The organism is Candidatus Amarolinea dominans (genome assembly GCA_016719785.1).
GTDB classification, from domain to species: Bacteria; Chloroflexota; Anaerolineae; order SSC4; family Amarolineaceae; genus Amarolinea; species Amarolinea dominans.
In genome coordinates, this window is record JADJYJ010000033.1 from 1 (window position 1) to 24325 (window position 24325).

The following is a 24325-nucleotide window of genomic DNA, read 5'->3' on the forward strand; positions in this document are numbered from 1 at the left end:
TGGTGGGAAAGGATGAAAGAAAGGGGGACTGCTGCTGCACAAGGGCCGCCGCTGAAGTACGGCTATAACGGAGGAGGTTACAGTGGCGCATCTGGAATCCCTACAACGGTGGCCAGGGTGAGCAGCGTGCGCTGCCACGTGCCAGATCTCGGCCGAACAAACCGAGGCCTGCCACGAGATCTGTTGACCACCGATTATGTCACTTTGGGCGGCAGTTGGGCTGGGCGCGCTTCACGATATATGCGCGGTTTTTAACCCAGGCCGATTTCTACCATAAAACTCTCCGTAGGCCAGATATCGCGTGCTGGGGGCCTTCGAGGTCACGCCCCGGCTCGGCCCGCTAACGCCTGGGACGACAGTAACGAACCCCTGACCTTCCGCCTCTTCGATCATCCAGCAATCACCATCTTCGTCGCCGCGGCGGATGCAAACCAAAGTAGATGGCGCAATCTGTGCGGGCGTCTGTCTCTCGAACATTCGTCGCCGCTGCACCGCGATACAAATAGTTACAAATCGCCGATGATGGGTCCGCTTCATGCCTGGATCCGGGTGGCAGAGTCGTTCCCCTATGGGCGTGTCTGTTCAACGACCCGATCGGCAAGCGCCAGCGTGAAACGCAAGATCGAAGAGGAGTGCCAAGAGGCGACGTAGTGACCGGCAGACGTCGGAGAGTTGAGCACCTACTGTCGGAGCGACCCGGCCAGGTAGAATGGGAACGTCCCGGTATCTTCCGGTCTGCGCCTTCACCAGCAAGTCGTCGAAAGTCGTACCCAGCCCGAAGGATAAACCACAGGTCCTACGAAATCTTTCGGCGGTGCGACCAGATGGCTGCAGCGATCTTGGTAGCGCCGATGTTTTCGATACAATCTACAATGACTCGATCAATTCTGATGTGCTCGCCGTACTAGGGTCAAAGTCTTGCACCAAATCTATCTTCAATGGGGCATCGGTATCTGGTTCGAGGAAGATTTCTCTGACATGTTCTGTGTGCGGCGCCATCGCTCCGGAACGACAACCCAGACCGGCCCGCCAGTTGAGAATCAATACGTCGGTCTCTCGCGCAAACCCAGATCGTCAGGGTGAACAGATCGAGGTCTACGCTGGCGCGGTGATAAAAATGGAACGCAACCAGGGCCGTACCCCCCAGGAAGAAACGTTCACCGCCTCGGTAGCGAAGAAACGTTCGAGCACGCTCGCCTGGAAGCGGTGTGAGCCAGGAGAGACGAGATCGGAACGGTGTGCGTTATACGTAGTTCGTCCACTTCTCCAGCGCGTAGATTCCTGCTCACAAATCCTGCGCCGCCAGAAAGCGTAGGTTCTCGAAGTTTAAACGGATGTCAGCCACTGTCAGATGGCATGGTCTATCGTCCCAACCGGCGTGTCCCAGGATGGGCTGATGATCGAGCTTTTTCGAACGGCGTGCCACCCCGAAGAAGGGCACGGACTTCTTCGTCCGTGATCTCGTAGTCCCAAAAAGAAATACGGTCGCTTTATTAAGCACGTTGACAGTTGTACACATAGGAACCTCAATCATTCTAAGCCTGTTTTCGACACAGCAAATGTTTCCTATACAGCAGCTTGTGGCAGCGCCTGATGACCTGCTACCTGGGTGTCAGTAGGCTAAGCGCCACACAGTGAAATTGGCAAGTTGTCGGCGTAGGCCCGCCAGTTTGACACCCATGGATGGCCATCGTGCAATCTCACTCAACTGACCGACCGGTCGGTAAGAGAAGCGAAGGGTGTGACCTTATTGCCGCAACAACATTTAGGAGTGACCCTCTGTGTACAGCGTTCTCTTGACGCTTCATTCGATTGTTCGTTGGCTTCATCGCCTTGGCGGCGTTGGCCTCTGGCGAAGCCGCGCCTATGGGCGAGTTGCGAGGCGGCCAGAGCGCAGACTGCGCTCGACAAGCGCCTGGGCATCATCTTCACCAGCTTGATGGACACGCGAGGCTCCTCATTGGCCTTAACAACTCTGCTTTACTTCTACAGCCCCATCACCCTGGCCGCCTGCGGCCGGGCGAATATCCATAACCCGGTAATCGCTTCTTTGCCGTTGACCACCTGTTCGCCATGCTGATTGCCGTCGTTCTGGCGCACATCGAGCAGGCGCAGGCAAGGCCGACGGCGACAAACAGCGCCAAATTTCGCCAGGGTGCCATCTTCTTCGGTCTGGCGATCGTGCTGCTGCTGTCTCCATCCCGTGGCCCTTCTCCCACTGTGGCGGGCCGTGGCTGCGTCTCAGTTAACAATTGTTGCACGGGTCTCCGACCTCATGCAACTTCTTACGCCCTCAGAAGGTGACCATCTGTTTCGTCACCCAGGGCTACCTACGGCCTCTCCATGCATGTAGAAATTGCCAGAAACGGTGGGGGGTCCAAGGGCTGGTCTGCTATCGACTTTCAAAGATGAGAAGACCTGCTGGGCGATCTCCACCGCGTGCCTGGACGGACGCCCGAAACGCGTGCTGCTGTGGAGTTGCTGCAGCAGGCGGCGGGTCCACCCGCAACCGAAGGTGCGCAACCTGATGCTTGCCATCTTTGCACCAACCGCCGGAGCAACGCGCTGATTCGCCTGGCTGGCCAGGAGATGCCGCAGTTGACCGGGAGAGCTTGTTCGGCGCGGTTTATTACGTTTGCCTTGGGCGGGACCCATTTCTGCGCAACGGCATCGCCAGCGGGGGAATTACGCTGGACATTCGTAGCCACCTGGCTCTTGTCGGGTTGGTAACACCCGTTCTTCTACCCGGCGCACAGCGAGCACGAACTGGGCGCGCTGCTGTTGATCTGATGATTGATATGTCTTCTTCGATGGCGCACGCGACTAACAGTAACTTTGGGTTAGAAATTCATAACAACAAAGGTTGCCAAACCACTACTACTGCTGCGACTGTCTCCACGGACGCCGCTGACGGCTTGAACTGAGGTGCTTCCATCTTCATCATCGATTTGACCTCGGTCTGACAGATCTGACATCATTCCTTGCTGCTCTATGCTACGCCACCTCGTTTGAGCGCTGATCGGCCTGCTGGGGGCGGCGTACCCGGTGATGCAGTTCATCGGCGCCCCACTGCTGGGGCGGCTCTCCGACCGCTTCGGGCGGAGGCCGGTACTCGTCATCAGCCAGATCGGGACGTTCGCGGGCTTCATCGTGCTCGGCTTTGCCGATGCGCTCTGGCTGCTCTTCCTCGCCCGGCCTGATCGACGGCTCTCCGGGGCGAACATCTCCCACCGCGCAGGCCATGATCAGCGACAGCACAACGAGAAGACCCGCACACAGGGGCCGGGCTGATCGGCGCTGGCCTTCGGGCTTGGCGTCGTGATCGGCCGGTCATCGCCTTCGTCTCGCTGGCCGCCAGCGGCAACAACTACCATGTTCCCGCCTTTGTCACAGCGGGCTTCTCCTGCTCTCGATCCTGCTCACCATCTTTTGGTTTTGAGGGAAGCTCCCTGCAGAGCGCCAAGGCGCTGGCCGCAAAGCGGTCGGAAGGAGGCCAGAAGGCTGCAACCCCTCGGTCATGTTCGCGCTGGCCACCCCGAGGTCGGCCTGCTGCTGGTACTGACATGTTCGCGCAACTCGTCAGCCTTCGGTGGCTTCGAGCAGTTGCTCTCGCTCTTCCACCTGAACCGCCTGGTCTCAGCGCGTCCGGACAATGCCATCATCTTCGTGTTCGTGGGCATCATCTCGTGGCCGTGCAGGGCGGTCTGATCGGCCGCTGGAGCCGGAGATGGGGCGACCGCCCGCTTGATCTACCTGGGGCTAGCAGCCCCTACCTGGGCCACGGCCCTCCGCGCTGACCCGCAGCCGCCACCTGGTACGCCGCCGCTCTCCCAAGAAGCGACGCGGAAGCGCCGGTACTGACACGCCTGCCGGGCGGACGCCGCCACCTACAACCTGCCCATCACTCTGCCCTCCGATGCCGGCAAGGGCTGGCGGGGGCTCGGCTGGCTACTCCTGGCGATGATTCCGGCCTCCATCGGCGGCGTCCTGCAACCTGCAATCAACAGCCTGATCACCAAACGGGTGGCCGACAATGAAGCGCGGCGGCATCTGGGCATCGGCACGGCGTTTCTCAGCGGCGCCAATGCGCTAGCGCCCTTGCTCGGCGGAGTGGTCTTTCAATACTGGGGAGGCGCCAGTGCGCCCTTCTGGCCTGTGGGCGGCGATCAGCCGGGCTGCTGCTCATCGCCAGCCTGCGGACCATCAGGACGCAGGCTGCGCCCCAGATGCCCTAACGGCTCTGGCTCAACTCGGCGACGATGCGCATGGTGGCGCCAGGCAGTCTTCCATTTAGCCGGTCTTGATGGCGATGTCGGTTTCGAGCAGGCGTTCCATCTCCCCTTCCAACGTCGCAAGGTGGAAGTTGGGCCCTGGGGCAGGCCTTCTTCATGGTGGATGGCTTCTGGCTAACCGCGGCGTAAACGCATCCTGGGCTTTGGCCCTGGCTCATCAGTTCTTTGACCTGCAAAGCAGGCGGAACTGCCAACGATCGCCCAGGATGCATAACGGCTACTCACCGGCGCCCAACAGGCTGCAGCAACGCCACCGCCTGCTTTGCCATTGCCGCCAGCCGGGGCCTCCACCATCTCGAACACACGCTGCGTTCGCGCACGCCGCTCACCAGCAACTTGACACCGGTCACGCTGATGAAAACGGGCGTTGTAGCGCTGTAGGCCTGCAATTTGCTCAGCTCCTGATCACAGGCGCAAGTCACGTGCCCACCAGTTCGGTCAGGCCCGCGTCGCCGCCAGTTTCGATCTTGATCTTCGCGTTGGCGCGCGCTGCGTCAGCCAGTTCAACAGCCATTCGTCCTGTTTCCACCATTCCCCGTCATATTGACGGCAGGATGCGCGCGGCGCCAACGCCGCACTCTCCAGCGCCTTCGACACCGGGTCGGTCTTGCGCACCAGCGCAAGCTCCAGCAGCACCAGGTCGGTGCTTTCCGGCACGATGCGCCAGGTAGGCGATCAGGAGCGCCGCGCAGTTCGCTAGCGCGGCCAAGCAGCGCCTCACCGCTCTCGCCGACCGATGGGCCAGCATCTTCGGCGGGCGCACACCGGCGGCGTCAGCCTGACCGCGGCCCTTGCCCTGGCCGCGCTGCTGCGCTTGCGCGCCCGGTCAGCGCGCGCCGTTGAGGATGACCAGGGGCGCGGCGCCAGAAATGGCATGGCGTCGCGCGCGTGGTGCAGAATCCGCCCGCGAGGCGCGCGCCATCCAACTCGGCGGTGTTGAGCTGCGCAAATTCTGGCGGCCCTAACGCCGTCTTGATCTCGGCCAGGGCCTCCGCGCGCAAGAATTCCTCGTCTCCATGAATCAAATAAATCATACGTGCCCACTTACGCCAGACCGCGAAATCTCCCAGGGTTCAGAAGTCTCAGGGTGGATCAGGCTCCACCAAATGCACCGGCACGCCGCCCGGTCGGCGCAGCGTCACCTGGCCCAGGCGCACGCCTTGCACCTGGGCTGGTGGTGACAAATTCCTGCAAGGTGTGTCCCAATGGCTGCGCCACGAAGAGCGCCAGGGTGGCGGCTGTGAACGCGGTGGGCAGCGCTTCCCAGGCGGAGCGTTTGCGCTCGCCCTGCGTGCTGAGCACCGTGACGGCCCACGCGGCCAGGCCCGCCAACATGCCGGAGGTGACAAAGTTGGTGCCGCAGTTAGGATGGACCGCCATGTGGGCGTCGCCGGCCTGCAGGCGTCGCAGCGCCTCTTTGGCCGCCAAACTCCAACTCCTGCGTCTCGATCTCACCAAAGATGATGAAACCACGGGTGTCGCTGCGCCACGATACGCCGGTCGGCCGGCGCGCCGTCAGCAGAGAGACCGTGGCATGTTCGATGCCGTGATTGCGGCGAACGATAGACACAATGGGGACGTTTTCCAATGGGTTGGCTGTCATGGCTCTTGTGTTGCCTCTTGATTTTCCAGAATCTCGCGAATCGCGTAGATCGGTTTGTTTTGCGCCTCGTAATAGGTGCGCATGGTCATCTCCCCCAACAGGCCGATGCTCAGCATCTGCACGCCCAGCACGACCAGCAGAACGGCCAGGAGCAGCAGCGGACGGCTGCCGATGCTCTGTCCCAGGATCAGCTTGAGATAGGTCAGGTAAATGCCGATCAACGTGCCCACAGCGCCAAGGGTGAGACCGATGCCGCCAAAGACGTGCAGCGGCCGCGTGGCGTAGCCGAGCAGAAACCGCACCGTGATGAGGTCAGATCACCCAGAAAAGTGCGGCTCAGGTTGTACTTGGAGCGTCCGAACTGCCGCGGCCGGTGAGAGACGGGAATTTCCGCCACGGCCGTGCCCATCCAACTGGCGATGGCGGGGATGAAGCGGTGCAGTTCACCGTACGGGCGCACGTTCTGCAGCACCTCGCGGCGATAGGCTTTGAGCGAGCAGCCGTAATCGTGCAGGGTCACGCCGGTGGCGCGGGAGATGAGCGCGTTGGCGATGACCGAGGGCAGCCGCCGGCTCAGCGCGGCGTCCTGACGCTGCAGCGCGCCAGCCGCTGACGACATCGTAGCCAGCCGCGATTTTGTCCAGCAGCAGGCCGATGTCGGCCAAGGTCGTTTTGCAGGTCGGCATCCAGGGTGACGATGATCTCCCCGCGGACGCGCTCGAAGCCGGCGGCAGAAGGCGGCCGTTTGACCGAAGTTGCGGCGGAAGCGCACCCGCGCACATGCGCGGGGTCCTGCACAATTGCCAGCGGCGCAGGCAGGGGCAAAGGAGTCATCGCGGCTGCCATCGTCCACCACGATGATCTCGAAGGGGCGGCCCAGGCCGGTCAGCGCGGCGGGGAGGCTGCGCCTGCAGGCCGCGATGCTCTCTTCCTCGTTGTACAACGGCACCACGACCGAGACATGGGCGCCGTCGAGGCTGTGGGATTGGTCATGGCTGTTCCACCCCCAGGCTGCGGCTGTCAGGCGCCGGTTCCCACCAGGCGGCCGGGGTGAGGTAGAGGATGCCGCCAACCAGCGCGCCGCCCATCGTGACTGCGTAGAAGAGCAGACCCATCGCGGCCGCGGCCGCCGGTGTGACGCCTACCTGGGTGAACAGGGCCATGTAGCTGAATTCGCGCACGCCCAGGCCGCCGAAGGAGGGAGCACGAGGGAGACAAGAAATGAGCGGCACGAAGATCAGGTAGTAGCGCCAGGGAATGGCGGCGCCTACGGCCAGGCCCAGGCAGATGTTGAGGCCAATGAGCAGGGCGTTGAAGATGAGCGAGACGCCAAACGACGCCAGGAGAGGACGCAGGCCATAGGTGGGGATGGCGTCGAGCAGGATTTGCCCAGCCTTGACCCGCGCCACGGCCGGGAAGCGGCGCTGCAAGGCCAACGCCCAATCGCGCCGCGCCATCAGCAGGACGATCAGCGCACAGGCGCCGAACAGCAGACCCAGGAGCCAGCCGACGGTCGGGCTGGCCGCGCCGGGCGCCAGCAGCAGCGCCATGATGCCGATGGGCATCTGCATGGCCATGCCGCTGAAGCGATCGAGCAGGACCGAGCCGAGCACCACGCCGGGCCGGCCGGCGTAACGGCCCAGGGCCACGGTCTTGACCGCGTCGCCGCCGAAGCCGGTGGGCATGACCGTGTTGAACAGACTGCCGATGAAGTACCAGCGCACCAGCAGCGCCAGGGGCGCGGGGACGCCGCCGGCGCGCAGCAGGATCTGCCAGCGGGCCGCGCGCACCAGCACGCCGAGTTGAAAGAGCAGCAGGGCCAGGGCAAACCAACCGGCGTGGATGTGGGTGAGGACGGCGAAAATCTCACGCCAATGGACCGCGCGCAGCAGCAGGGCCATCAGCGCCAGGCTGATCGCCAGTTTGAGCGGGCCGTCGAGGCGTTTGCGCAGCGCAGTTGCGCGGGTGGAAGCAGTCATTGCGTCGGTTTCTGGGCGATACAGAGGAGCGATTGGCCGAGCGGCACATCCCACACGCGGCGCAGGAGGCGCTCGGCGCCGATGAAGAGCGGGGCCAGCAGGTTGAACAGCTTGAGTTGGCCGTGAGGCAGGATGTCGCGCTTGAGTACGCGGCTGTTGAGCCACCAACCGGGAATGCCGGCGATGTTCAGGTAGCTCAGCCGCAGAATCGTGAGGCCGGTCGCGCTCACCAGGCTGCGCAGTTGGCCGCGGTCATAGCGGCGGGAAATGCCCCAGCGCGCTGTCCAGGGTGCCGTGCATGTACGCGCCGGCCGGGACGAAGAGAGCAGCGGCCGCCCGGCGTCAGCAGTTCGGCCATGTGGCGCAGCGCGGTCTGGTGATCTTCGATGTGCTCCAGGACGTTGAGGCACATGACGGTGTCAAGGCGATGGCCGGCCAGTTGGGCCACGGTGTCACGCGTGGTGATGTCGCCCTCGCAGATATGGACATTGGGGCGGTCGGCAAATGCGGCGCACGTAGCGTACCGAACTGGGCAGGCGATCCAGACCAACCACCTCGTCCAGGCCCAGGAAATAGCTGGTCATGTTGCCGATGCCGCAGCCCACCTCGAGCAGGCGGCGACCCGCGTACGGCGCAATTTCGTCGTAGATCCAACGGTTGTAGCGATCTACGCTCGCCATGCGGCGCAAGGTCTCGCGGCCAATCGGATCGTCTAGTTCGGCATTGTGTTCCAGGGTGGTCTCCACAGCAACCTCTCGTTGGGGCTTGTTGCTCGTTGTAGGGGCATGAGGGCTACCGCCCTCGTGCCCCTACTCGACGAAACGATATTTGATCAAAGCCCACAGGGCCGGCAAACCATCGCGCCAAGCGCTGATTTTCTTTCCCTCGTCGGCGTCACGGCCGTTGTAGGAGATGGGCACTTCGAAGACGCGATAACCACGTTTCAGAATCTTGGCGGTGATCTCCGGCTCGAAATCAAAGCGATTGGCGCGAATCTCGATGTCCTTGAACACTGCCGACCGAAATACCTTATAGCAGGTTTCCATGTCGGTCAGGATGGTGTTGTAGAGCAGATTGGTGATCAGGGTCAGGAATTTGTTGCCCAACATGTGCAGGAAGTTGAAGACCCGGTGCGAGCCGAGGAAGCGGGAACCGTAGACCACGTCGGCCTTCCCCTCCAGAATGGGCTGAATGAGCACCCCGTACTCGCGCGGGTCGTACTCCAGGTCTGCATCCTGGATGACGACCAGGTCGCCGGTGATGTGGCGCAGTCCGGTGCGAATGGCCGCGCCCTTGCCCTGGTTGAACTCATGAAAGACGATGTGCGCGCGCTGCGGCTGCTCGGCCTGCACCTGGCGCAGGATGTCGCGCGTACCGTCTGTGGAGCCATCATCCACCAGGATGATTTCCTTTTCAACGCCGTCGAGCGGCGCGGCCAGGACGCGGCGCACGATCTCCTCGATCGTCCCCCGCTCATTGTACACCGGGATGATGACCGACAGCCTGTGGGGTGTTGTGCTCACGGTGATGATCTGTCTCTCCTGTCTGTCTGATGCCCCATCATAGCACACGGGTACCGCGGCGTCAAAGCCAGGTGAACGGCGCCCTATGGCTCGAGGACCGTGATGCCGAGGCCGAACACGCCGTTGTCATGATCGCCCTTGAACGAGCCGATGAGCAGAGTGTACTCGCCGTCTGGCGCGGCGATGGTGGTGGTCAGCACAGGCACCATCTCGTTTTTCTGCGCCACCACGCCGTAGCCCCCGCTGAACGGCTTGAACGCCTGATTCCACCAGTGCCCGTCACTGCCCTCCAGACCCGCGTAGGTGTCACCGGTGGTGAACATCGCATCTTCGGCTTCGATGCGAATCTCCTGACCCTCATCGTTGAGCAGGCGCACGTAATCGAACACACCGTCATGACCCGGCAGCGGGCCGATGTGCAGCACCAGTTGGCCTCCGGTCACGGTGACGCGGCCGGCATTGATCTGCCACACCGAGCCGGTCTCGTCGCCCAGGAAGGTCTGCGCCGGCGTGAAGGATGAACCATCCGGGTAAAAGGCGTGATAGCCGGCAACGGCAGGCGGCGCGCCAATCTCTGGTGTGACCACCGGCGGCACCTGCATTCCCCGCGTTGGTTCGCCGTTCAGCACCAGGTAGCTGCTGAAGAGCAGGCCGCCGCCGGGGATGCGGTGTTCTTCGAGCACGCCGTTGGGCCAGCGGCTGGTGATCGCAGAGAGCCGCGTGGGTTGGTGGGGGTAGACGATCCAGACGAAGGGCGGGCCTGGGCAGCTCTCGATCAAGCCGTTGGGCGCCTCGGTGGGCAGGTCAATCAAGGGCCGCGGCCAGGCCAGGAATGCGGTCTCGCGCACCTGCAGGGCGTATTCATCGGCGCAAAGTCGCAGGCCGCGATGTCGGTGGGCAGGGGGCGCAGGTAGCGGCCGATGAGGGGTTGCAGCCGCGCGGCGATTTTGACCGTTTCGCGGTAGAGATTCCAGTCCTGCCAGCCGACGAGGGTCAATATCACCAGTAGGGGCACGAGGGCGTAGCCCTCACGCCCCAACAGGCGGCGCCAGCGTAAGGGCACGAGGGCGCAGCCCTCATGCCCCAACCGGTCCAGGGCGAGGGCGGCGAACCAGGCGCCGGCGAACGTCATGCCGACCAGGCGCGGCCAGAAGGGCGCGTCGCCGGTGAGGATGCTGCCGATGAAGAGGTTGAGCACCCAGAAGATGAGCGCCAGGGCGGCGCCGGGTGTGCGCCAGCGGCGCAGCGCGTAGCCAAAGCCCAGGGCGATGAGCGGCGAGATAGCGGAGCTGAACATGGGGTGCCGGTAGCCGAACTGCGTGCTGGAGTCCGCGCTGACATGGAACATCAACAGCGAGAGCCGCGTCTGCTCCAGGAAGACGGCCCAGGGCGTGGTTACGCCGTACTTGCCCATGAGGTGGTTCATGACGGCCGGGTAGAAGAGGAAGACCGAACGACTGCGTTCGACCAGCGCATCCTGGTTGCGGGCAAAGTAGATGAGGCTGGGGCCCAGGCCGATCAGCAGGCCCAACGCCATGAGGGTCAGGCCGATCAGGTTGCCCTTGATCCAGTCGCGGCGGAAGAGCAGGGCGAAGAGCAGAAAGCCGGCGATGATGAAGAGGACGACACGGCCCGAGTAGTACATTTGCAGGCCAAAGCTGAGGAGAACCCCGGCCAGAGCCAGGGAAAAGTTGCGACGCGCACGTAAGCCATCCACCAGCAGGAAGAGGGCGAACAGATTGAAAGGCCAGGGGTCCATGTACGCGGCCAGGCGCGAGAAATGGATATGGGGGACGTTGATCGCCACCAGCGCAGTAGCCAGGAGGGCCAGGCGCGGACTATCGAACAGGCGCCAGATGAACAGGTAGAAGGCGAGCAGGCTGAGCATACCGGCGATGACCGCGCTCATGTTGAGGCCAAAGAGGTTGTTGCCGAAGAGGGCCATGGCGGCCGCGGTGGGCAGGTAGCCGATCATGGGGATGTTGGCCCAACCCTCCTGGAACAGGCGCCATTGGTTGCCCATGATGATCTCGCGGCCTTGAATGCCGTAGGAGGCCATGTCGCCGTGAAAATCGTAGGGGATGATTTCCAGGCGATTGACGCGCAGCCAGAAGGCCGCGCTCAGAATGACGACCAGGATGAGCAAATTGAACAGGGTGGCACGCGCCGGCCAGATGCGCCGCGTCGCGCCGCCGGCCCGTCGCAGAAGCTGCCAGGGCGCTTGCGAGGCCAGGAAGAGCAGGATGCTGAGCAGCCAGATCGCCTGGACGCTGCCGTCTTCGCCCTGCCAGGCAAAGCGCTGCAGGCCGAACGCCGCGCTGCCCAGGGCCGCGAGCAAGAGCAGGCTACGCCCAACCCGGTTGACCAAGCTGCCCGCGCGCGCTTGACGACGGACGCGCTGATCCGGCCGTGTCCAGATGGCGGGCGTCAGCCAGGCAAAAAGGCCCAGGGCCAGCAGGTAGAGCGCCGTGCCGATGCGCAAGCGGTTCGGCTCGAACCAGGCCAATGAGATGGCGTTGCCCAGGGTGCTGGCCAGGAGTTGGCGCAGACCGGCGCCGTCATAAAAGGCCTGCGCCAGGTAGGCGAGTGCCAGTGCCAGCAGGATGCCGGCCAGTCTGCGCCAGGTGACGCGCGGCAGAGGCGGCGGCGCAGGCTCCGGTTCAGCAGCAGCCGCAAGCGCTGCATCCTGTTCTGATTCCGCCACCGCCAGGTCGTGCCGGGTCAGACTTAGTTCATAGCGCCCAACGCGGCGGTGCAGCAGCCGTTTGGCGATCATGGCGGGCGCGGGTGGTGTATCCCCAGCCGGCGGGGCGGCCGTCAGTGTGTCAGGCAAGGCAGGGACGGGCGTTGAGTCTTCAGCCGCCGGCGCCGGGATCACGGCTTCGCTATCGGTCAGCACCACAACCGGGGCCGCGCCCACAGTTGTAACCGGGGTCATGGCAAAGGGCACGGCCGCGGGTGTGTCCGCGGCCGGCGGCACGATGGGCGCGCGGCGGCGCCAGGCCCGCAGCGCCAGCAGGAGAAAGAGCGCGACCAGGCCGCCGATCGCCAGGAGGCCCGGCCAGGGATTGTCGCCGCCCAGGCCCGCGGGTGGGACCGTTGGCGTGTAGCCGGGCGGCGTGACCTGGAGGGCGCTGAACAGCGGCCAGTTGTTTTGGCTGATTTCCTGTGTGGACACGAGCGCGCCGCTGTCACGTTCGTACGCGGCCTGCAAGACCGGCAGCAGATCGCGCTGTTCCGGCGGCACGATGAACGCGAGTGGAGCAGCATCTTCTTGCACGGGCGCGGGCGGCAAGATTCCCTGGCGAATCTCTTCGAAGGTGATGTTGCGGCCGTTGACGTTGTGGTTCATGAACTGAAAGACGCTGTCATCCCAGGAGAAAGGCTCTTGCACCAGCAGAACCTGGGTGTCGCCGGGGAGGCGGCTGATGAAGCGAGCCATGCTGGTGCGCGGCTGGACACTGGTCACGGACCAGGTTGCGTAGGTCCGCCAGTTGTTGACGCCGACCGCGGCCAGCGCAATGACCAGCAGCGCGGCCAGCGCAAGGCGGCCATACTGATCGAGAGGCTGCGCCAGGAGGCCCCACAGGTAAACGCCGGCCTGCGCGGCCAGGATGACGACCGCGGGCAGGACGATGCCCAGGTGAACCCAGTTGGGCGGGTCATTGGTGAGAACGCCGCCCAGGACCAGGCTGGCCGCGAACCAAGTCACGAGCAGGAAGGAGCGCGCATCACGCAGACGCGCGAGCGCCAGGCCCAGGCCCAGCGTCAGCAGCGCGGCGGTCAGCCAGTCGAGCATGGGGCCGGGAAAGGCAAACTGCGGGCTGGTGTCGCTGTAGAGGTGAAAGGTGAGAAGCGTGCGTTCGATCTGGCGCACGAGCAGGGCCGGCAGGGTGGAGACGCCGTATTTGTTGAGCAGATGTTCGTAGACGATGGGGTTGGTGAGGGTGACGGTCCCGGTGCGGCCCCATGACCACGTCGAACTGACGTAGGGCATAGCCCAGCATGGGGCCAAAGGCCAGCAGGGCGCCAAAGACAAGGGCCAGCCAGTGGCGCCACTGGCCGCTGATCTGGCGGCGCTGCCAGATCAGCAGCCACAGAAACAGCAGCGGCAGAATGACGAAAGTGACGCGCGCGCCGTAATAGACCAGCGGGCTGAGGCCGAACAGGATGCCGGCCAGCGCAAACCAGACGCCGCGGCCTGTACGCAGGCCGCGCCAGAGGCAGGCGCAGAGCAGCGTGACGATGAGCAGGGGCGCGCTGGGGATGACGATGCGGCTCAGGTGGTTGTGGGTGTAGCTGATGGTCAGTAGGGCGGCCGCCAACAGCCCAACGCGGCGATCGGCCAGCTCACGCCCCAGCCAGAAGACGGCAGGAATGGTGGCGGTACCGATGAGCACGGAGCCGAGGAATAGCCCGTAGAGGTCCTGTCCGAACAGGCGCATGGAGAGGGCGGAGAGCATGTAGAAGAACTGGGGGAACTGGAAGTAGGTGTTGATGCCGATCCAGGCGGGCTGGCCGATCAAGGCGAGGGCTTCACGCCCGACGACGGTGATGTCGCCGTCAATGTTGCCGGGGATGGCGGTCAGGTAGCGGGCACGCAGGGCAAAGGCCGCGGCCGTCATGAGGGCCAGCAAGGCCCATTCCCACCAGGTGTCAGACGGCAGGGTGGCGACGCGGTCCGGGCGTGCGCGCATGGGCAGATAGGAGGCGAGGAACAGGAGCGGACCGGCCAGCCACAAGGCGCGCACGGCAAGGCTCTCGCCGGCGCTGAGATAGAGCGCCAGGCCGGCCAGGTAGCCCAGCAGGGCCAGGGCCAGGCTCAACGCGGGCCAGGTGAAGGCCAGGGCCAGGCGCGGCTGCGGGCGCGGCGGTTCAGGCCAGGCAGGCGCGTGCGGTTCAGGCGCGGCCGCCAGGGCAAACAGGAGCATGGCGGCGGCCAGCAGGCCATAGGCCAGGAGATGGGCCGTCTCGACGCGCAAGGCGTCAACCAGGGGGAGGGCGAAAGGCGTCTGAGTGAGCAGGGATTGGGCCAGTAAGGCCAGCGCCAGGGCGCCCAACGCCCCGGCGCGGTGATTCCAATGCAAGGGTTTTGTCATCCTAGAGGTGCGCCGGTACCTCATTGCCTGCCTCACGGATGGCCTGGGCCACGTTGACCCGGGTGAGGAGGAGCATGCCGGCCACAAAGAAGACGATCAGCGACAGAATGGCAATGCGGTAGCTGCCGGTAAATTGCAGGCTGAGGCCAAACAGGAGTGGGCCGAGCCAACTGGTGCCGCGTTCGCTGACCTCGTAGAGGCTGAAGTATTCGGCCTCCTGGCCGGATGGGATCATGTGGGAGAAGAGCGAGCGACTGAGAGCCTGGCTGCCGCCAAGAACCACCGCGATGACGGCGCCGATCGCGAAAAAGCCGGCGGCATCTTCGGCCTTGAGCACGCCGTAGGTGTAGATGACGACGCCTGTCCAGATGACGAGGCTGCCAAAGATAGCGCGCTTGGTGCCCACATAGCGGGAAATGCGGCCGAAGATGGCCGCGCCAAAAAAGGCGATGAACTGCACCATCAGAATGACCGCGGTCAGGGTATCAATGGACAGTTTCAATTCTTCCTGCCCGAACTGGGATGAGAGGGCGATGACGGTCTGGATACCGTCGTTGTAGAGCAGATAAGCGATCAGGAAGAGCATGGTTTGCGGATAGCTGGGGAGCCTGGTCAGGGTGGCGCGCAGTTGCTTGAAACCGGCGGTCGTGTAACGTTCGCCGGCGGGTAAGCGGCGCCGCGGCTCACGCGCCTTCAGCATGCGGATGGGAATCAGGGTAAAGAGCGCCCACCATGCGCCGGCCGACAGAAGGCTGATGCGCACCGCCATCGCGGTATCCAGACCGAAGTCTGCGGCCTTTGAAAACAGGACCAGATTGAGGGCCAGGAGCAGACCGCCGCCGAGGTAGCCGGTGGCAAAGCCCATGGCCGAGACATTGTCGCGGCGGTCGGCGCTGGCAATTTCCGGCAAGTAGGCGTTATAGAAAACGATGGAAGCGCCAAAGCTCAGGTTACCGATCAGAAAGAGCAGGCCGCCCAGGAGGTAGTTGCTGCCTTGCAGAAAATACATGCACATCGTGGCGATGGCGCCGATGTAGGCAAAGAGGGTGAGCATCTGCTTTTTCAGATGCGAGTAGTCGGCGATGGCGCCAAGAATGGGCAGAAAAACGACCTGTAATAGGACGGAAAGAGAAACCATGTAGGGGAAGAAGGAGCCGGCGCCCACTTGGATGCCGAGAGGGTAGACAAAGCCATTGGCGTCTGCGGCCGCCCTGGTGATGGAGGTCAAATACGGGCCTAAGAAGACGGTGACAACGGTGGTGGAAAAGGCCGAATTGGCCCAATCGTAAAAATACCAGGCGCGAATCTCACGCTTGTCGTTCATGGGCAGCTCCTTCTGTCTCACAGACTTTCTGACGGAATCTGTTCAGGCGTGGTGGATGCCCGGCGTCGCGCATCCAGGGCGATCCTGGCGATGCCAGGTTCATCAAAACCGATGCAGTATGGGCAACGAATCATGGGCAACGGGTGCGTATTGTACACGGTGACAGGCAATGGGTCAATTGCGCAGGGGTAGCCATCCTGTTTCACACAATGGGACGCTTTGTGATACAATGACAGCCACTCGCTACAGCCAATGGCCGCCTGGGCCGCCATCATGAGGAAGATAGCATGAGCGATTCATCAACCATAGTGCGCTTGCAAGGATTGCAGAACCTCTACGCGCAGGGATTTCAGAGCGCCTTTATTGACCGTGCAATCCAGCAGGTGATTGCCACCGAAGCGGACAACACCGAGGCCGAGTTGCGGCGTCTACGACAAAAACTGGAACACTACGAGCAGCGCTACCACCACGACCGATTTCTACAGCCGCTTTCGCACCAGTGAATTGGGCGCGGACATTGATGTGGTCGAGTGGAGTATCTTCTACGACCTCTACCAGGGCGTGCAAAAACGCCTGCACGAACTTCACACCCTGTTGTAAGGCCCCTCAGCGGCAGGCGACAGGCGCCTGACCGGGCGGCGTGTTGGCGGCCAGGCAAGACTGCCATGCCGTCACCAGTGTGGCCAGGTCCGTCACGTCCAGGAAACCATCGCAGTTCGCGTCGTACAGATATGCCGAACGTCCGGGCCACCAAAGATTCGCTGCCTGCACCGGCTCCAAGAGCACACTGGTGATGTTTTGCGCGACATTGAACGTGTAGCTGGTGGCGCCCAGGTAGGACAGCGCCTGCCCGGAAGTCATGCTATCGGCCCGGTAGAACTCGACCGTGATCGGGTAGGAGGCGTAAATGACCGCCGAATCTACCCGGTAGCTGATCAATATCGGCTCATACTGCGCCAGTACGCCGGGATCAGGGTCAGTGAACAGCACCGTCGCGATGGATGGGTAATTCTGCCGCCGATTTGGCCCCAGGTCGGGATCGCCCTCATCATTGGGCGTGAGACCATCGCCGTCCAGGTCAATGGCGCGACCAGGCCCATTGACCACGATGTTGCCCGACAGCCGGTTGCCGAGCGTCTCCTCGCCGGTCACGACGATGCCTTCCTGGCTGTTGAAGCGCACAACGTTGCCCGGCCAGATGATCAGACTGCCCGCGGTGTCGCCAACCTGGTTGTCGTGCGCGCCCTCTTCGATGACGATCCCATGCTGCTGTTGACTGCCGGTGAGCGGCGTCGTGCCGCTTCTGGCCGGCCCAATCAGGTTAGCCAAAATGAGATTGTGGCTGGCTGTCGCGCCCGTGATGCGCACCCCGGCCTGATCGTTACCGCTGACCTGGTTAGCCTGGCCCAAACGCCCCACCTGGTTATCGCTCGCCCCTTCGATCACGATCCCATCGGCCTCGCGCTGCCAAAGATGATGCTCTGACCGCTGGCCGCCGGCCCAATCGTGTTGTTCATCACCTGGGTCCGGCTCGACCCCGGTCCGAGATAGATGCCGGCCTGCCGATTACCGCTGATCAGGTTGCTGCTGCCTGTCAGTTGTGACGCGGCATCCAGGCTGGCAGTCACGCCAATGCGATTCTCCTGCGCGCCGTCGCCAATCCACACGCCAATCTGCTGCTCCTGACCATCGGGCAGGATGCTGCCGCTTGCGCTGGGGCCAATGCTGTTGCCGATGATGATGTTGCGGTCGCTGCCGGCGCCGGTGATGATGATACCGGCGCTGAGGTTGCTGCTGATCAGGTTGCGGTCGGCCGGCATCGTCCCGCCGATCTGGTTGTCGGCCGCGCCGTTCTCAATGGCGATGCCCACTTGCTGCTGCGCGGCGCCGCTGATGCCGTTGGCCGCCACGCCGATGAAGTTGCCGGTCAACAGATTGGCGCTGCCCTGGATGATGACGCCCTGGTTGGTGAACTGCGTGAGGACAAGCCCGTTGATGCGATTGTTGTCACTGGCCAGGATCAGTCCGTCAGGCAGTTGGTCGTTGCCGCTCAGCGTGATCGTGAGCAGCGCGTCGATGGGGCTGGAGAGCGCGGCCGTGTTGACACGGGCGCCCGGCGCGGTCGTGCCGTCAATCCACAGGCCCGCGGGGTCGGTCAAGGCCGGCAGCGGGGAGGTGAGGACGATGACGCCCGCGACCAGGAAGCCAATGGCATGTGGTCCTGAGCAGGCGTTGGCCTCCTCCAGCGCAGCGCGCAGGTGCAGCCGGCGTCCGTCGTGGCGCACAGACAATCGCCCACGTTGGCATCGGCGCTGTCGCCCAGGTTGGTGACCGCAAATGCGTTCTGACTGAGCGCGGTGGCCTGACTGAATTCGCTGGTGTTGCCAGAGGCATCGGTCACCGTCGCCACGATGAGGTCGGTGTCATTGGGAATGACGGCGGCCGGGAAACGCTGCGTGATCGTGGTCTGGGTACTCTCATAGAGCAGGCTGCCCACCCATGCCTGACCGCGGCCACCTGGCCCAGCACAGCGCTGGCCTCGGCCCGATAGAAATCAATCATCAGCGGATATTGCGTGTGCTCTGGGCTGCTGTCCACGAAGATATCGAGCACGTATCTGGTTGATGAGCGCGCTGATGTTGCCGATGAGCGGCCGGTTCTGCAGGCTATTGGGGCCGCTATCGCCATCGCCGGGGTCATCGGGCGTGATGCCATCCGCGCCCAAATCAAGCCCGGGCGCGGCCGGCGGCAACAGAGAAGGGCCATTATCCGCCAGATTATTGCGCCGCACCCGGTTGTAGGGACTGTTGCCCTCGATGGTCACCGCGGTCAGGGTGTGGTAGGCGATGCGATTGGACGCCGCTGCATCTGCGCCGCTGCCAATCTCATTGCTGGTCGCGCCATCGCTCAGACGCACGCCCACCGCCTGGACGCTGCCGGGCAGGGGACCTCCGGCCGCCGCGGCCCGATCGTGTTGGCCCACACCCGGTTCCGAAAGGCGCCGCTGCCGGTGATGCGCACGCCGTTGGCGCGGTTACCGCTGATCAGATTGGCCTGCACCAGGTTATTACTGGCGCTGGTGTTGATCCACACGCCGTCGCTCTGGACACCGCCGGCCAGGAGCGCCTCTCCGCCGGCGGCTGGCCCGATGATGTTGCCTCGCACCAGGTTGCCGCCCGCGCTGTCCGAAAGCACCACGCCCGCCACGCTGTTGCCGGAGATGACGTTGTCAAGCACCAGGTTGTCATAGGCGATATTGGTGAGGTGAACTCCGTACAGTTGCTGGCTGTCGGTCAGCACCGAGGCGCCATCCAACGCCGGGCCGATCAGGTTGCCCTGTACGGTGTTGGTCAGCGCCAGGTTGCCCTCGATGCGCACGCCGGCAAAGCGGTTGCCGCTGATGACATTGCGGTCCGCGGGCAGCGTGCCGCCAATCACATTTTGCTTGGCGAAGCGCGCACGTTGACGCCCGCGCGTTGAAAACTGGAGACATGACTGCCATCGGCTGCCAGGCCCAGGAAATTGCCGGCGATGAGGTTTTCGCGACCGCCGGCGATGACAATGCCGTTGTAGTAGGGCGCGCCCACGTTGGCATCGAAGCCGTAGATCGCCAGCCCCCGCACCACGTTGTGGTGGCTGGTGACGGTCAGGCCGTCGAAGGCAAGATCGCGACCATCCAGCGCCACCGTCACGCTGGCGTTGAACGTACCGGTCAACGGGGCCGTGTTGGGGCTGGCGCCGGGCGCGCTGTAGCCATCAATCGTGACGCCGCCGCTGCTGTCGCTCAGCGCCGGCAGGGAGTAATAGGGCGCAATCGTGCCGCTGATGGCAAACTGGATCAGGTCAGCGCCAGGGCAGGCATTGGCCGTTTGCAGCGCGGCGCGCAGCGAGCAGAGATTATCGTCGGTGGCGCACAGACAGTCGTTCGCGTTCGTATCGGCCCCGTCATCCAGCGTGTTGACGCTGATGGGGCTGTTGGCGGGGAGGTTGCTGCGGGTTGAGGCGCCGGCAGCCACGGCCAGTCCAAGCAGTGCCAGCGCGACTAGCGCTCGTCAGCACAAGCATCCGTCGAGGGTGCAGAATCAAGCCAGAACGATTCACCACCAACCTCCTGCTCAGCGCGTGGCGCTGATGTCAATTTCCCAATGCCCTGGCCGGTGCATCGTCCCCGGTCGTGGACCTCTTCGCCCGCATAGTGGCCGCCGTAGCAGGCCAGTTGCTTGAAAAAGAGATGGCGTCGTGCTGGTCCAGGTAGGTGTTGACACGGGCCACAATGCCATCCAGGCCTGCTGGTGAAACTGCTGCGCAGATCGAGCAGCCATTTGCCCTTCATGACCTGCACTTCGTTTTCGATCGGGCGGTTGACGCGCTGCTTGGGCATCAGGAAGAGGTCAACCACGGTCAGCAGGTGGTACGATTGGCGCAGGTTATCGCGGATGACCAGGCCAGACCGGAGGCGCGTAGGCCAGCACTTTACGCAGCCAGATCATCCAGAACAAAGAGATGCTCCTGGGGCACCGTTGAGATCGGCCAGTTCTGCATGTTGAGCGGCTGGCGTTTTTCTTTGGCATCGAAGAAGAAACGTCGGCCCCGCTGGCGGTTGCCAAACGCAAGTCCAGACGGGAAAATGACCCGCAATTGTCCTCGAAGGCCATGTTCTGGCTGCGGAAATAGGCTTTGACTTCCTGTTCCAATGAGATCATACTCGCCGCCCTTTGCATCGTGACAGCCGTGATTGTACCGCAAACGGGCGAGAAGACAAAAGCCACGCGCGCTTGATCTTTATCCCTCCCTGTAGTAGAATCGTGTCCGGCGTATCAGGCAATCTGACCAGTGTTCGAATTCCATGTCCTACGCCGATGTATTGGGTGTTTTTCGTCAGATACAAGGAATCGTCCTGCAATGCTACAAAGATTCTATGTTCACAACTTCAGGTGCCTGGAGAACTTCGAGTTGACTACGAAGGAGATGCCGTCTGTGCTCCTGATTGGGAAAAACGGCACGGGCAAATCCACGATTGCCTGCGCCCTGGAGATATGATGTCTCGTTTTCATGTGATCTCGTAAACGCGTTGATCCGCGGAGACATTACGCTGTAGCGCGAACAAACATAGACCGCATGTACTTGTGCTGCCGGAGGACGACGCCAATCGTCAGATTGCCAATGGCTTTTTCCTCAGAATCGCTGGAGCGCCTGGCAGGTTTTGCCGCCCGCCGGAGGGCGCTGGGCCAGGGTCAAGATGGGTTCGAGCGTGACCATTATTCCATTCTGTAGTGAAACCGTGCGAGGAAACATGTCAACAGAAACCGTGGTATCTGCGCCGCGCGTGCGCACGAACGAAGCCGGGCGCGCCGTGGGCCAACGGGTGCGCCTGTGCGGATGGGTACACCGCCTGCGCCAGATTGGCGCCATCAACTTTCTGGTCCTGCGTGACGGCTTCGGCCTGTTCCAGGCGGTGTTGACGCCGGAGCAATTGGCGCCGCTGGCCGGCTGTGTGGAAGGCAGCGTGGTGGGAACGACGGGGTCGTGACGCTGGAAGCGCAGGCGCCCGGCGGCTGGGAGCTACACGATTGCAGTGCGCATCATCACTGCGGTGACAGAGCCGCCGCCGCGTGAGATCAACAAGAAGGAAGTCAAAGCAACCCTCAGCACCTTCCTCGATCACGGTGTGGTAGGGCTGCGTCACCCCAACAAATGGGCGCTGTTCAGGCTGAGCGCGGGCATCATGGCTGCGCTTCCGCGCGACCCTGACCGGCCTGGGCTTCACAAGGTGCAAACGCCCGGGTTGGTCGCGTCAGCCACGGCGAGCGGCGCCAATGTCTTCAAGGTTGACTATTTCGGCCGCGGCGACCCACCTGGCGCAAAGCCCGCAGTTCTACAAGCAGACGATGGTCGGCATTTTTCGAGCGCGTCTTCGAGGTTGGCCCTGTCTCTTCCGCGGAGCCGCACGACACGACGCGGCACATCAATGAATATGTCAGCCTCGACGTGGAGTTCGGCTTCATCGAGAATCACTTCGACGTGATGGAGATGTTGGCCGCGGTCATTCAGGGGGCATCCTGCGGCATTTTGACCCATGCGCAGGCTGTGGAACTGGCGCAACTGCGAGTGAAGATGCCCGCGTTCGCGGCGCCCGACGCCATCTCGCCGCTGGCGGCCGCAGGCACCGGGGGCATCGTGGCCCATCCCCTGGGTCTATTTCCCGGCCGCGCAGGAGATGATCTATCAGGCCACGGGCGAAGATTGCCGCGACGAGCCGGACCTGGCGCCGGCGCATGAGCGTTGGTTGGGCCAATGGGCGCTGCAGACGTTGGGCAGCGACTTCCTGTTCGTCACCGGTTACCCCCGATGGGCAAGCGGCCGTTCTACACCATCCGAACCTGGCCGATCCGGCCTTCTCCAACTTCGACCTGCTGTTTCGCGGTACAGAGCTGGTGACGGGCGGTAGCGCCTGCACCGCTATGCGGATTATATCGCCGCGCTGGCGCAGCACGGCATCAGCATCTGACCGCGTTCGAGGCGTACCTGGAGGTGTTCAGGCACGGCATGCCGCCGGCACGGCTTTGCTATCGGCCTGGAACGCTTCCTGATGCAACTGCTCGGCCTGGACAACATCCGCTCAGCCACCCTCTTCCCGCGACCCGGCCGCCTCACTCACGCCGTAAGACTTTGCCACGAATTGCACGAATTGACACGAATTATTTTTTGTTTTCGTCGTAAATTCGGTGTCATTCGTGGCAGGAAATCCTGGTCCAGAAGTTCAATTAGTGGGCGTCGGGCACTCCGGCAAGATGAGAGGCCGCCAGCGCTGGCATCCAGACCGTAGTCAAAGGGGAAGAGCGGCGCAGCGCAGCCGGCGGCTGGCAGGTTGGCGAAATCGAAGGGGATTTGCTCGTTGCTGCGGCCAGGAGAACGGCGTCTTGCCCTCGAAGGGGAAATCGCCAAAGCACGTCGGCCATGCCCTGGCCTTCAGTACCGGGCAGCCACGCGGCTACAAAGGCATCGCTGGCCGCCAGGTGTTCGGTAATCACCAGCGGTCGCCCTGAGAGAAGGATGACCACCAGCTTGCGGCTCTGACCGCGCACCCGCTCGATCAGCCCTGCGTCGGCCTCGCTCAGCCTGAGGTCGGCGCGGTCGCCCACACCTTCGGCATGAGGGCGCCTCTGCCAGCACGACAATGCCCACATCGGCGATGGCCGGCTTGCCGTCCGCGCCGGTCACGGTGTCGAACTTGCAAAGCGGTTGAACTGCACCTGCGCGGCGGGGCTGACCGTGGCGGATGCCGTCAGAATGGTGGCGCCGGTGGTGATGGTGCCATCGCTGCCCTGCCAGGTGATGGTCCAGCCGCCGCACTGCGTCCCGATGTCGTTGGCGGCTTCCCCGGCCAGGAAGATCAGCGGCGTGTCTTTACCAGCGGCAGCGGCGTTGTCATTCTGAGCAGCACCAGCGATTTGCGCACGGGCTCACGCGCCAGCGCCCGATGCGCCTCAGAACCGACGGACGCCCGCGTCCGGATCGAGCGGCAGCGGGTTCTCGAACAACCCCAGTGCGAACTTGACGATCAGGATGCGCCGCACGGCATCGTCAACGCCTGAAGATCCGCCTCCACCGCCTGGGTCAGCGTGGTGATGAAGCGGTCGTACTGCTGCGGCACCATATTCATGTCCACACCGGCGTTGATGGCGCGACGACGGCCTGCCCTGTAATCGGTTTGCGATCTGATCAATCGCGCCCCAGTCAGAGACGATGAAGCCCTGGAATCCCAATTCGCCTTTGAGCACATCGCTGAGCAGATATTTCTGGGCATGCATCTTGACGCCGTTCCAACTGCTGAACGAGGCCATGATGCTCAGCGCGCCGGCGTCCACCGCGGCCCGGTAAGGCGGCAGGAAGCGCTTCCGCAGGGCGGCTTCGTCCATCTGCGTGTCGCCCTGATCGAGCTTGTATTGCTCGGTCCCTGGAGGTGCCCCCAGGTGGTGGCGCCATCGCCGATGAAGTGCTTGGGCGTTTCAGCACGGCAGGCGCCGCGCCAGGTTATCGCCTTGCAGGCCGCGCACAAGGGCTGTTCCTAATGAAACGACCAGGTCGGTGTTCTCGCTGTACCCCTCATAAGTGCGACCCCAGCGGATATCATCCTGTGGCGCGGCCCGACCGGCAAAATTCCAGCGGATGCCGGTGGCGGTCATCTCGGCCGTAGCACGGCCAATGCGCTGCGCAGGTCCGCATCACGCGAGGCCCAGGCCGATGTTGTGCGGAAAATGGTGCGCCGGCCACGTTGTTGTGACCATGCACGCGTCCGCGCCGTAGATGAGCGGGATGCCCAGCGTGTTTGCAGCGCACGCGCCCGAAACCAGCGCCACCATGTCGTACCAGGCGGCCGGCGTGTTGGGCGATGGCGAGCCGCCGCCGCCGCTGAGCAAGGAGCCGATGAACTTCGTTGGTGATGTCTTCCGGCTTGATGCTATCCTTTCCACCCGCGTCATCTGACCGATCTTCTCAGCCAGG

The 24325-nt window shown here is 63.3% G+C and carries 24 protein-coding genes and 5 pseudogenes; 6 read left to right on the plus strand and 23 right to left on the minus strand.

Annotated features, from left to right (window positions below; translation table 11 throughout):
- Positions 1–3048: 3048 nt before the first annotated feature.
- Positions 3049–3291, plus strand: a complete 243-nt coding sequence (locus IPM84_25950) for an MFS transporter (GenBank protein ID MBK9096138.1) — start codon at positions 3049–3051, stop codon at positions 3289–3291.
- 1439 nt (positions 3292–4730) lie between these two features.
- On the opposite strand, the gene IPM84_25955 is transcribed toward IPM84_25950, so the two are convergent.
- From IPM84_25955 to IPM84_26015, 13 genes and pseudogenes are all read right to left on the minus strand, one after another.
- A complete protein-coding gene (locus IPM84_25955; protein ID MBK9096139.1) occupies positions 4731–4949 on the minus strand; it encodes a hypothetical protein in 219 nt (72 codons plus the stop codon).
- Between the two features lie 116 nt (positions 4950–5065).
- Entirely contained in the window at positions 5066–5326 is a 261-nt protein-coding gene (locus tag IPM84_25960; protein MBK9096140.1) for a hypothetical protein, read from the minus strand.
- 58 nt (positions 5327–5384) lie between these two features.
- Positions 5385–5720, minus strand: coding sequence for a hypothetical protein (locus tag IPM84_25965; GenBank protein MBK9096141.1), 336 nt, complete (start codon positions 5718–5720; stop codon positions 5385–5387).
- Positions 5656–5895, minus strand: a complete 240-nt coding sequence (locus IPM84_25970) for a hypothetical protein (protein ID MBK9096142.1) — start codon at positions 5893–5895, stop codon at positions 5656–5658. The genes IPM84_25965 and IPM84_25970 overlap by 65 nt, the downstream gene beginning before the upstream one ends.
- A pseudogene (locus IPM84_25975) lies at positions 5892–6919 on the minus strand (glycosyltransferase family 2 protein). The gene IPM84_25970 and the pseudogene IPM84_25975 overlap by 4 nt, the downstream one beginning before the upstream one ends.
- Entirely contained in the window at positions 6885–7874 is a 990-nt protein-coding gene (locus tag IPM84_25980) for a flippase-like domain-containing protein (protein ID MBK9096143.1), read from the minus strand. Before IPM84_25980 ends, IPM84_25975 begins: the two are co-directional and overlap by 35 nt.
- Positions 7871–8104 carry a hypothetical protein gene (locus IPM84_25985; protein MBK9096144.1) on the minus strand — a complete coding sequence of 78 codons (234 nt, stop codon included), beginning with the start codon at positions 8102–8104 and terminating at the stop codon, positions 7871–7873. Before IPM84_25985 ends, IPM84_25980 begins: the two co-directional genes overlap by 4 nt.
- The gene (locus IPM84_25990; GenBank protein ID MBK9096145.1) at positions 8101–8424 is read right to left on the minus strand and encodes a methyltransferase; all 324 of its coding nucleotides are present in this window, start codon (positions 8422–8424) and stop codon (positions 8101–8103) included. The genes IPM84_25985 and IPM84_25990 overlap by 4 nt, the downstream gene beginning before the upstream one ends.
- Positions 8327–8620 (minus strand): hypothetical protein, encoded by a 294-nt coding sequence (locus IPM84_25995; GenBank protein ID MBK9096146.1) that lies wholly within the window; start codon positions 8618–8620, stop codon positions 8327–8329. Before IPM84_25995 ends, IPM84_25990 begins: the two co-directional genes overlap by 98 nt.
- 63 nt (positions 8621–8683) lie before the next feature.
- Entirely contained in the window at positions 8684–9397 is a 714-nt protein-coding gene (locus tag IPM84_26000) for a glycosyltransferase family 2 protein (protein ID MBK9096147.1), read from the minus strand.
- Positions 9398–9480: 83 nt separating this feature from the next.
- Positions 9481–10245, minus strand: a complete 765-nt coding sequence (locus IPM84_26005) for a hypothetical protein (protein ID MBK9096148.1) — start codon at positions 10243–10245, stop codon at positions 9481–9483.
- Positions 10206–13394, minus strand: coding sequence for a glycosyltransferase family 39 protein (locus IPM84_26010; GenBank protein ID MBK9096149.1), 3189 nt, complete (start codon positions 13392–13394; stop codon positions 10206–10208). Before IPM84_26010 ends, IPM84_26005 begins: the two co-directional genes overlap by 40 nt.
- 1103 nt (positions 13395–14497) lie before the next feature.
- Positions 14498–15820: an MFS transporter gene (locus tag IPM84_26015; GenBank protein ID MBK9096150.1), complete on the minus strand. Its 1323-nt coding sequence runs from the start codon at positions 15818–15820 to the stop codon at positions 14498–14500.
- Positions 15821–16107: 287 nt separating this feature from the next.
- Here IPM84_26015 and IPM84_26020 point away from each other — a divergent pair, with 287 nt between their 5' ends.
- Positions 16108–16323, plus strand: a complete 216-nt coding sequence (locus tag IPM84_26020; GenBank protein MBK9096151.1) for a hypothetical protein — start codon at positions 16108–16110, stop codon at positions 16321–16323.
- Between the two features lie 103 nt (positions 16324–16426).
- Here the strand turns inward: IPM84_26020 and IPM84_26025 are convergent, their stop codons facing one another.
- The 6 genes from IPM84_26025 to IPM84_26050 all read right to left on the minus strand — a co-directional run bounded on the left by IPM84_26025 (position 16427) and on the right by IPM84_26050 (position 20201).
- Positions 16427–17266, minus strand: coding sequence for a hypothetical protein (locus IPM84_26025; protein MBK9096152.1), 840 nt, complete (start codon positions 17264–17266; stop codon positions 16427–16429).
- Positions 17263–18105 carry a right-handed parallel beta-helix repeat-containing protein gene (locus IPM84_26030; GenBank protein MBK9096153.1) on the minus strand — a complete coding sequence of 281 codons (843 nt, stop codon included), beginning with the start codon at positions 18103–18105 and terminating at the stop codon, positions 17263–17265. The genes IPM84_26025 and IPM84_26030 overlap by 4 nt, the downstream gene beginning before the upstream one ends.
- 269 nt (positions 18106–18374) lie before the next feature.
- The gene (locus IPM84_26035; protein ID MBK9096154.1) at positions 18375–18737 is read right to left on the minus strand and encodes a hypothetical protein; all 363 of its coding nucleotides are present in this window, start codon (positions 18735–18737) and stop codon (positions 18375–18377) included.
- Entirely contained in the window at positions 18728–19258 is a 531-nt protein-coding gene (locus IPM84_26040) for a right-handed parallel beta-helix repeat-containing protein (GenBank protein MBK9096155.1), read from the minus strand. The genes IPM84_26035 and IPM84_26040 overlap by 10 nt, the downstream gene beginning before the upstream one ends.
- Entirely contained in the window at positions 19255–19836 is a 582-nt protein-coding gene (locus IPM84_26045; GenBank protein ID MBK9096156.1) for a hypothetical protein, read from the minus strand. Before IPM84_26045 ends, IPM84_26040 begins: the two co-directional genes overlap by 4 nt.
- A gap of 26 nt (positions 19837–19862) precedes the next feature.
- Positions 19863–20201, minus strand: coding sequence for a hypothetical protein (locus tag IPM84_26050; GenBank protein MBK9096157.1), 339 nt, complete (start codon positions 20199–20201; stop codon positions 19863–19865).
- 521 nt (positions 20202–20722) lie between these two features.
- On the opposite strand from IPM84_26050, the pseudogene IPM84_26055 reads away from it, so the two are divergent.
- From IPM84_26055 to IPM84_26070, 4 genes and pseudogenes are all read left to right on the plus strand, one after another.
- Positions 20723–20857, plus strand: a pseudogene (locus tag IPM84_26055) (AAA family ATPase).
- Between the two features lie 256 nt (positions 20858–21113).
- Complete coding sequence (locus IPM84_26060) at positions 21114–21350, plus strand: hypothetical protein (GenBank protein ID MBK9096158.1); 237 nt, start codon at positions 21114–21116, stop codon at positions 21348–21350.
- A 365-nt stretch (positions 21351–21715) separates the two neighbouring features.
- Positions 21716–22099 (plus strand): annotated as a pseudogene (locus IPM84_26065) (aspartate--tRNA(Asn) ligase).
- Positions 22038–22646, plus strand: a pseudogene (locus IPM84_26070) (hypothetical protein). The pseudogenes IPM84_26065 and IPM84_26070 overlap by 62 nt, the downstream one beginning before the upstream one ends.
- Here the strand turns inward: IPM84_26070 and IPM84_26075 are convergent.
- From IPM84_26075 to IPM84_26090, 4 genes and pseudogenes are all read right to left on the minus strand, one after another.
- Positions 22585–23007, minus strand: a complete 423-nt coding sequence (locus tag IPM84_26075) for a glycoside hydrolase family 3 C-terminal domain-containing protein (protein ID MBK9096159.1) — start codon at positions 23005–23007, stop codon at positions 22585–22587. The pseudogene IPM84_26070 and the gene IPM84_26075 sit on opposite strands and share 62 nt — an antisense overlap.
- A 300-nt stretch (positions 23008–23307) precedes the next feature.
- On the minus strand, positions 23308–23739 hold the full coding sequence (locus IPM84_26080) for a glycoside hydrolase family 3 protein (protein ID MBK9096160.1): 432 nt from the start codon (positions 23737–23739) through the stop codon (positions 23308–23310).
- A gap of 90 nt (positions 23740–23829) precedes the next feature.
- Positions 23830–24030 (minus strand): annotated as a pseudogene (locus tag IPM84_26085) (beta-glucosidase).
- A gap of 15 nt (positions 24031–24045) precedes the next feature.
- A complete protein-coding gene (locus tag IPM84_26090; protein MBK9096161.1) occupies positions 24046–24303 on the minus strand; it encodes a hypothetical protein in 258 nt (85 codons plus the stop codon).
- Between the last annotated feature and the right edge of the window lie 22 nt (positions 24304–24325).